The following is a 7728-nucleotide window of genomic DNA, read 5'->3' as shown; positions in this document are numbered from 1 at the left end:
ACAGTTCTGCTTACAAGGGTGAAAAATTATTGTTTACTGGTCTTAACTGATCGAAGGACTAGGCATCAAATTATCCGATTGATTCCAAATAAAAGTGCTGAGGCGGTCAATCAGGCTTTAAAACTCATCTTAAAACAAGACAAGATTCTGTCCATCACGGCAGATAATGGTACAGAATTTAACCGCTTGTCTGATGTATTTTCTGAGGAACATATCTATTATGCGCACCCCTATGCCTCTTGGGAGATTGAACCCTATTTCTCCAAACACCGCACCTATAAATGGCCGAAACGAGTACTTGTTAATGAGACTTTGTACGTCACTAAAACAGGTTGTCAATGGCGCATGCTCCCTCACGACTTTCCTCTTTACTTAACGGTATGGAGTTTCTTTCGTCGTTCTATGACGACAGGTTGGTTCCAGGTCAATGGCAGATGGTACTACGCGCTTATAGCTCAGGTGCCTTGGCAGTGAATACGACTGTAAATGGCTATTCTGTCAACTATAATGGCGAATGGGTTCAATAATGAAAGAAGCGATTGTGAATGGAAACAATCGCTTTTTTTGTGAAAATATAATAAAATAGATAGGAAAGAATTAATACTTGTATGAAAAATAAGACGTTTTTCGTCTAGTAAAAGGAAAAAATGACAAAAAAAGTTGGTGTCGGTCAGGCACATAGTAAGATAATTTTAATAGGGGAACATGCGGTCGTTTACGGTTATCCTGCCATTTCCCTGCCTCTTTTGGAGGTGGAGGTGACCTGTAAGGTAGTTCCTGCAGAGAGTCCTTGGCGCCTTTATGAGGAGGATACCTTGTCCATGGCGGTTTATGCCTCACTGGAGTATTTGGATATCACAGAAGCCTGCATTCGTTGTGAGATTGACTCGGCTATCCCTGAGAAACGGGGGATGGGTTCGTCAGCGGCTATCAGCATAGCGGCCATTCGTGCGGTATTTGACTACTATCAGGCCGATCTGCCTCATGATGTACTAGAAATCTTGGTCAATCGAGCTGAAATGATTGCCCATATGAATCCTAGTGGTTTGGATGCTAAGACCTGTCTCAGTGACCAACCTATTCGCTTTATCAAGAACGTAGGATTTACAGAACTTGAGATGGATTTATCCGCCTATTTGGTGATTGCCGATACGGGTGTTTATGGTCATACTCGTGAAGCCATCCAAGTGGTTCAAAATAAGGGCAAGGATGCCCTACCATTTTTGCATGCCTTGGGAGAATTGACCCAGCAGGCAGAGGATGCGATTTCACAAAAAGATGCTGAAGAACTGGGACAAATCCTCAGTCAAGCGCATTTACATTTAAAAGAAATTGGGGTCAGTAGCCCTGAGGCAGACCATCTGGTTGAAACGGCTCTTAGCCATGGTGCTCTGGGTGCCAAGATGAGCGGTGGTGGGCTAGGAGGCTGTATTATAGCCTTGGCAGATAATTTGACACACGCACAAGAATTAGCAGAAAGATTAGAAGAGAAAGGAGCTGTTCAGACATGGATAGAGAGCCTGTAACAGTACGTTCCTACGCAAATATTGCTATTATCAAATATTGGGGAAAGAAAAAAGAAAAAGAGATAGTGCCTGCTACTAGCAGTATTTCTCTAACTTTGGAAAATATGTATACAGAGACGACCTTGTCGCCTTTACCAGCCAATGTAACAGCTGACGAATTTTACATCAATGCTCAGCTACAAAATGAGGTCGAGCATGCCAAGATGAGTAAGATTATTGACCGTTATCGTCCAGCTGGTGAGGGCTTTGTCCGTATCGATACTCAAAATAATATGCCTACGGCAGCGGGCCTGTCCTCAAGTTCTAGTGGTTTGTCCGCCCTGGTCAAGGCTTGTAATGCTTATTTCCAGCTTGGTTTGTCTCGGAGTCAGTTGGCACAGGAGGCTAAGTTTGCCTCAGGTTCTTCTTCTCGGAGTTTTTATGGACCACTAGGTGCCTGGGACAAGGATAGTGGGGGAATTTACCCTGTAGAGACAAACTTGAAACTAGCTATGATCATGTTGGTGCTAGAGGACAAGAAAAAACCAATCTCTAGCCGTGACGGGATGAAACTTTGTGTGGAGACTTCGACGACTTTTGACGACTGGGTTCGTCAGTCTGAGAAGGACTATCAGGATATGCTGATTTATCTCAAGGAAAATGACTTTGCCAAGATTGGAGAATTAACGGAGAAAAATGCTCTTGCTATGCACGCTACGACAAAAACAGCATCACCAGCCTTTTCTTATCTGACCGATTCATCTTATGAAGCGATGGACTTTGTTCGTCAACTTCGCGAGCAAGGAGAGGCCTGCTACTTTACTATGGATGCCGGTCCTAATGTCAAAGTTCTTTGTCAAGAGAAAGACTTGGAGCATTTATCAAAAATCTTCGGTCAACGTTACCGCTTGATTGTGTCAAAAACAAAGGATTTGAGTCAAGATGATTGCTGTTAAAACTTGTGGAAAGCTCTATTGGGCAGGTGAATATGCTATTTTAGAGCCCGGACAGTTGGCCTTGATAAAGGCCATTCCCATCTATATGAAGGGCGATATTGCTTTTTCTGACAGCTACCGTATTTATTCAGATCTGTTTGATTTCGCAGTAGATTTGGCGCCAAATTCTGACTACAGCTTGATTCAAGAAACGATTGCTTTAGTGGAAGATTTCCTGACTTATCGAGGTCAAACTTTAAGACATTTTTCTCTAGAAATTCGAGGAAAAATGGAACGGGAAGGGAAAAAGTTTGGTCTAGGTTCTAGCGGTAGCGTCGTTGTTTTGGTCATCAAGGCTCTGCTAGCTCTGTATAAGCTTTCGGTTGATCAGGAGCTTTTGTTCAAGCTGGCTAGCGCTGTCTTGCTCAAGCGCGGAGACAATGGGTCTATGGGGGACCTTGCCTGTATTGTGGCAGAGGATTTGGTTCTTTACCAGTCATTTGATCGCCAGCAGGTAGCAGCTTGGTTGAAAGAAGAAAATTTGGCGACTGTTTTAGAGCGTGATTGGGACTTTTCAATTTCACAAGTGAAACCAACTTTAGAATGTGATTTCCTAGTGGGATGGACCAAGGAAGTGGCTGTATCTAGTGATATGGTTCAACAAATCAAGCAAAATATCAATCAGAATTTTTTAAGTTCCTCAAAAGAAACAGTGGCTTCTCTGGTAGAAGCCTTGGAGCAGGGGAAATCCGAAAAAGTTATTGAGCAGGTGGAAACAGCCAGCAATCTCTTAGAAGGCTTGAGCGCAGATATTTATACGCCTTCGCTTAGACAGCTGAAAGAAGCCAGTCAAGATTTGCAAGCCGTTGCCAAAAGCAGTGGCGCTGGTGGTGGTGATTGTGGTATTGCCTTGAGTTTTGATGAGCAATCAACTGAAACCCTAAAAAACCGTTGGGCCGATCTGGGGATTGAGCTCTTATACCAAGAAAGGATAGGACATGACGACAAATCGTAAGGATGAGCACATCCGCTATGCCCTTGAGCAGAAAAGTTCCTATAATAGCTTTGATGAGGTGGAGCTGCTTCATTCTTCCTTGCCTCTTTACAATCTGGATGAAATCGATCTGTCGACAGAGTTTGCTGGTCGAAAGTGGGATTTTCCTTTTTATATCAATGCCATGACAGGTGGGAGTGAAAAAGGTAAAGAAATCAATCAAAAGTTGGCTCAAGTGGCAGAAGCCTGTGGTATTTTATTTGTAACGGGTTCTTATAGCGCAGCACTCAAAGATCCAGCAGATGACTCTTTTTCTGTCAAGTCTAGTCATCCCAATCTCCTCCTTGGAACCAATATTGGATTGGACAAGCCTGTCGAGTTAGGCCTTCAGACTGTAGAAGAGATGCATCCTCTTCTCCTGCAAGTGCATGTCAATGTCATGCAGGAATTGCTTATGCCTGAGGGAGAAAGGAAGTTCAGAAGCTGGCAATCGCATCTGGCAGACTATAGCCAGCAAATTCCTGTTCCTATTGTTCTCAAGGAAGTGGGCTTTGGAATGGATGCCAAGACCATCGAGAGAGCCTATGAACTGGGTGTTCGTACAGTGGATTTATCAGGTCGTGGTGGCACCAGCTTTGCCTATATCGAAAACCGTCGCAGTGGCCAGCGTGATTACCTCAATCAATGGGGACAGTCTACCGTGCAGGCCCTACTCAACGCCCAAGAATGGAAAGACAAGGTCGAACTCTTGGTTAGTGGAGGCGTTCGGAATCCGCTGGATATGATTAAGTGTTTGGTCTTTGGTGCCAAAGCTGTAGGACTGTCACGAACAGTTCTGGAATTGGTTGAAACCTATTCAGTTGAAGAAGTGATTGGTATTGTTCAAGGCTGGAAAGACGATCTGCGTTTGATTATGTGTGCTCTTAATTGTGCCACCATAGCAGATTTGCAAAAAGTAGACTATCTTCTTTATGGAAAATTAAAAGAAGCAAAGGATCAGATGAAAAAGGCGTGACCACCGCCTTTTTTCCATCCTCAGACTGAGGTGACTTTTTTGAAGTGTGATAAAATAGAAAGGAGAGGATCAACCTATGAGAAAATTTAAAATCTTTTTATTTATCGAAGCCTGTCTTTTGACGGGAGCTCTGATTTTGATGGTTTCAGAGCATTTTTCACGTTTTCTGCTGATTTTATTCCTCTTTTTGCTTTTGATTCGCTATTACACTGGTAAAGAGGGCAATAATCTTCTTTTAGTGGTGGCAAGCATTCTCTTCTTTTTCATCGTCATGCTCAATCCTTTTGTGATTCTAGCTATTTTTGTTGCGGTCATCTATAGTCTCTTTCTTCTTTACCCGATGATGAACCAGGAAAAAGAGCAGACAAATTTGGTTTTTGAAGAGGTTGTGACGGTTAAGAAGGAGAAAAATCGTTGGTTTGGCAATCTCCATCATTTTTCAAGTTATCAAACTTGCCAGTTTGATGATATCAATCTCTTTCGTCTCATGGGCAAGGACACCATTCATCTGGAGAGGGTGATTCTAACCAATCATGACAATGTCATTATCCTCAGAAAGATGGTAGGAACGACCAAAATCATTGTACCTGTAGATGTGGAAGTCAGCCTTAGCGTTAACTGTCTCTATGGGGATTTGAATTTTTTCAATCAGCCCAAGCGAGCCCTTCGCAATGAACACTATCATCAAGAAACAAGAGACTATCTCAAGAGTAACAAGAGTGTCAAGATTTTCTTGACTACTATGATTGGGGATGTGGAGGTGGTCAGAGGATGAAAAAACAAGCCTATGTAATCATTGTTCTCACCTCCATCTTATTTGTCTTGTTTTTCTCCCACAGCTTGATGGAAATCCTTGATTTTGACTGGTCTATTTTCTTGCATGATGTCGAAAAAACAGAAAAATTTGTCTTTTTGTTGTTGGTGTTCAGCATGTCCATGACCTGTCTCTTAGCCCTATTTTGGCGAGGTATTGAAGAGCTTTCTCTAAGAAAAATGCAGGCTAATCTCAAGCGTTTATTGGCAGGGCAAGAAGTGGTTCAAGTTGCAGATCCAGATTTGGATGTCAGTTTCAAGTCCTTGTCAGGTAAACTTAACCTTTTGACAGAAGCTCTTCAAAAGGCTGAAAATCACAGCCTTGCTCAGGAAGAGGAAATCATCGAGAAAGAACGGAAGCGAATTGCTCGGGATTTGCACGATACCGTCAGTCAGGAGTTGTTTGCGGCTCACATGATTTTGTCAGGTGTCAGTCAACAGGCTTTGAAATTGGATAGAGAAAAGATGCAGATCCAGTTGCAGAGTGTCACAGCTATTGTAGAAACTGCCCAGAAGGATTTACGGGTCTTGCTCTTGCATTTGCGACCAGTTGAGCTGGAGCAGAAGAGTCTGGTTGAAGGAATTCAAATCCTTTTAAAAGAGCTTGAGGATAAGAGTGATCTCAAGGTTAGTTTCAAGCAAAATGTGACGAAATTGCCTAAAAAAATCGAGGAGCATATCTTCCGTATTCTGCAAGAGTTGATCAGCAATACCCTTCGCCATGCCCAGGCATCTTGTCTGGATGTCTATCTCTATCAGACAGATGTTGAATTGCAGCTGAAGGTGGTGGACAATGGGATTGGTTTCCAGTTAGGGAGTTTAGACGACCTGAGTTATGGACTACGCAATATCAAGGAGCGGGTTGAAGATATGGCAGGGACGGTTCAGTTATTGACAGCTCCCAAGCAAGGACTGGCAGTTGATATTCGTATTCCCCTGCTCGATAAGGAATGATAAAGGAGTAAAGATGAAAATTTTACTGGTAGATGACCATGAAATGGTCCGATTGGGCTTGAAAAGCTACTTTGACCTCCAAGACGATGTAGAAGTTGTGGGCGAGGCTGCAAATGGGTCTCAAGGTATTGACTTGGCATTGGAATTGCGTCCAGATGTTATTGTCATGGATATTGTCATGCCTGAGATGAATGGAATTGACGCGACCTTGGCTATCCTTAAAGAATGGCCTGAAGCCAAGATTTTGATTGTAACTTCGTACTTGGACAATGAAAAAATCATGCCTGTCTTAAATGCTGGTGCTAGGGGCTATATGCTCAAGACTTCTAGTGCCGACGAACTACTCCATGCCGTCCGTAAGGTGGCTGCTGGGGAGCTGGCCATTGAGCAAGAGGTCAGCAAGAAGGTCGAATATCACCGAAATCACATGGAACTTCATGAGGACCTAACTGCGCGTGAGCGAGATGTTCTCCAACTGATTGCCAAGGGTTACGAAAATCAGCGCATCGCTGATGAACTTTTTATCTCTCTTAAGACGGTCAAGACCCATGTGTCCAATATCCTTGCCAAACTTGAGGTCAGCGATCGCACCCAGGCAGCGGTCTATGCCTTTCAGCACCACTTGGTGGGGCATGAGGAGTTTTAGATGAGTTTAGCAGATTTACTTGAGGAGCTAGAAGCAGCAAAAGACTCTAAAAAGCAAGACCCATGGAAGCCCATATGCGCCATCAATTTTCTTTTCTAGGTATTGCGGTGCCTGAAAGAAATAAACTCTATAAAAATATTTTCCAGAAGCGAAAAAACAAAGATTATCGATTGGGATTTTGCAGATACTTGCTGGGAAAAAGAATCTAGAGAATACCAGTATGTGGCTGCTAACTATTTGAAAGCAATGCAGTCTTATTTAAAGGACAGCGATTTGCCTAAGCTAGAGCAGTTGGTTGTTACCAAGTCTTGGTGGGATACGGTGGATATCCTAGATCGAGTAGTAGGGAGTTTGGTGTATGAGAAGCAGGAACTGGAAAAAATAACCCTCCAATGGAGCCTGTCAGACAATATCTGGTTGAGACGCGTCGCTATTGACCACCAGTTATTAAGAAAAGAGAAGACCAATACTCAATTAATGGAAAAGATTCTCCTTCATAACTTGAACCAAACAGAATTTTTTACCAATAAAGCCATTGGCTGGACTCTGCGAGACTACTCCAAAACGAATCCAACTTGGGTAACATGCTTTATTGAGAAAAACAAGGAAAGAATGGCTGAACTTAGTATCAAAGAAGCAAGCAAGTACCTCTATCGTGATTGAAAAGCGCAGTCATTAATTGAAAAGTTTACCTGTTTATGTGATAATGGAGGGTATTTACAGAAGGTGATAGATTTCTTGATTCTATAGTAGATTGAGAAATTTAGAATAGTATGCTATAATCCCGACTTTATCACTTAAAAAATACAAAAGGGCAGCTAACCCTTTGCGCCACAAGGGATTTCGCTGTTCTTTAATCTCGTTTA

General features: G+C 42.8%; 7 protein-coding genes and 3 pseudogenes. All 10 read left to right on the top strand.

Annotated features, from left to right (window positions below; translation table 11 throughout):
* A pseudogene (locus HT736_RS10895) lies at positions 1 to 246 on the top strand (IS30 family transposase); the annotation flags it as partial.
* A pseudogene (locus HT736_RS10890) lies at positions 247 to 527 on the top strand (transposase).
* A gap of 120 nt (positions 528 to 647) precedes the next feature.
* A complete protein-coding gene (gene mvk, locus HT736_RS10885) occupies positions 648 to 1526 on the top strand; it encodes a mevalonate kinase (RefSeq protein ID WP_000163312.1) in 879 nt (292 codons plus the stop codon).
* A complete protein-coding gene (mvaD, locus tag HT736_RS10880) occupies positions 1508 to 2461 on the top strand; it encodes a diphosphomevalonate decarboxylase (RefSeq protein WP_000373448.1) in 954 nt (317 codons plus the stop codon). The genes mvk and mvaD overlap by 19 nt, the downstream gene beginning before the upstream one ends.
* Entirely contained in the window at positions 2448 to 3455 is a 1008-nt protein-coding gene (locus HT736_RS10875; RefSeq protein WP_000562398.1) for a phosphomevalonate kinase, read from the top strand. Before mvaD ends, HT736_RS10875 begins: the two co-directional genes overlap by 14 nt.
* Positions 3439 to 4449 (top strand): type 2 isopentenyl-diphosphate Delta-isomerase, encoded by a 1011-nt coding sequence (fni, locus tag HT736_RS10870; protein WP_000210663.1) that lies wholly within the window; start codon positions 3439 to 3441, stop codon positions 4447 to 4449. The genes HT736_RS10875 and fni overlap by 17 nt, the downstream gene beginning before the upstream one ends.
* A gap of 76 nt (positions 4450 to 4525) precedes the next feature.
* Positions 4526 to 5224: a cell wall-active antibiotics response protein LiaF gene (gene liaF / locus HT736_RS10865; RefSeq protein ID WP_001224643.1), complete on the top strand. Its 699-nt coding sequence runs from the start codon at positions 4526 to 4528 to the stop codon at positions 5222 to 5224.
* Positions 5221 to 6216, top strand: coding sequence for a sensor histidine kinase (locus HT736_RS10860; RefSeq protein WP_000743691.1), 996 nt, complete (start codon positions 5221 to 5223; stop codon positions 6214 to 6216). Before liaF ends, HT736_RS10860 begins: the two co-directional genes overlap by 4 nt.
* Positions 6217 to 6229: 13 nt before the next feature.
* A complete protein-coding gene (locus HT736_RS10855; protein WP_000698415.1) occupies positions 6230 to 6862 on the top strand; it encodes a response regulator transcription factor in 633 nt (210 codons plus the stop codon).
* A pseudogene (locus HT736_RS10845) lies at positions 6863 to 7525 on the top strand (DNA alkylation repair protein).
* Positions 7526 to 7728: the final 203 nt, after the last annotated feature.

The organism is Streptococcus sp. 339 (assembly GCF_013277285.1).
GTDB classification, from domain to species: Bacteria; Bacillota; Bacilli; order Lactobacillales; family Streptococcaceae; genus Streptococcus; species Streptococcus pseudopneumoniae.
Note: the sequence above shows the minus strand (reverse complement) of the source record. Positions and strands in the feature narration are given on the sequence as shown.

Coding starts and splice junctions, on each gene's coding strand:
- liaF (WP_001224643.1), top strand. CDS start 4,526: ATGAGAAAATTTAAAATCTTTTTATTTATCGAAGCCTGTCTTTTGACG.
- mvaD (WP_000373448.1), top strand. CDS start 1,508: ATGGATAGAGAGCCTGTAACAGTACGTTCCTACGCAAATATTGCTATT.
- HT736_RS10875 (WP_000562398.1), top strand. CDS start 2,448: ATGATTGCTGTTAAAACTTGTGGAAAGCTCTATTGGGCAGGTGAATAT.
- fni (WP_000210663.1), top strand. CDS start 3,439: ATGACGACAAATCGTAAGGATGAGCACATCCGCTATGCCCTTGAGCAG.
- mvk (WP_000163312.1), top strand. CDS start 648: ATGACAAAAAAAGTTGGTGTCGGTCAGGCACATAGTAAGATAATTTTA.
- HT736_RS10860 (WP_000743691.1), top strand. CDS start 5,221: ATGAAAAAACAAGCCTATGTAATCATTGTTCTCACCTCCATCTTATTT.
- HT736_RS10855 (WP_000698415.1), top strand. CDS start 6,230: ATGAAAATTTTACTGGTAGATGACCATGAAATGGTCCGATTGGGCTTG.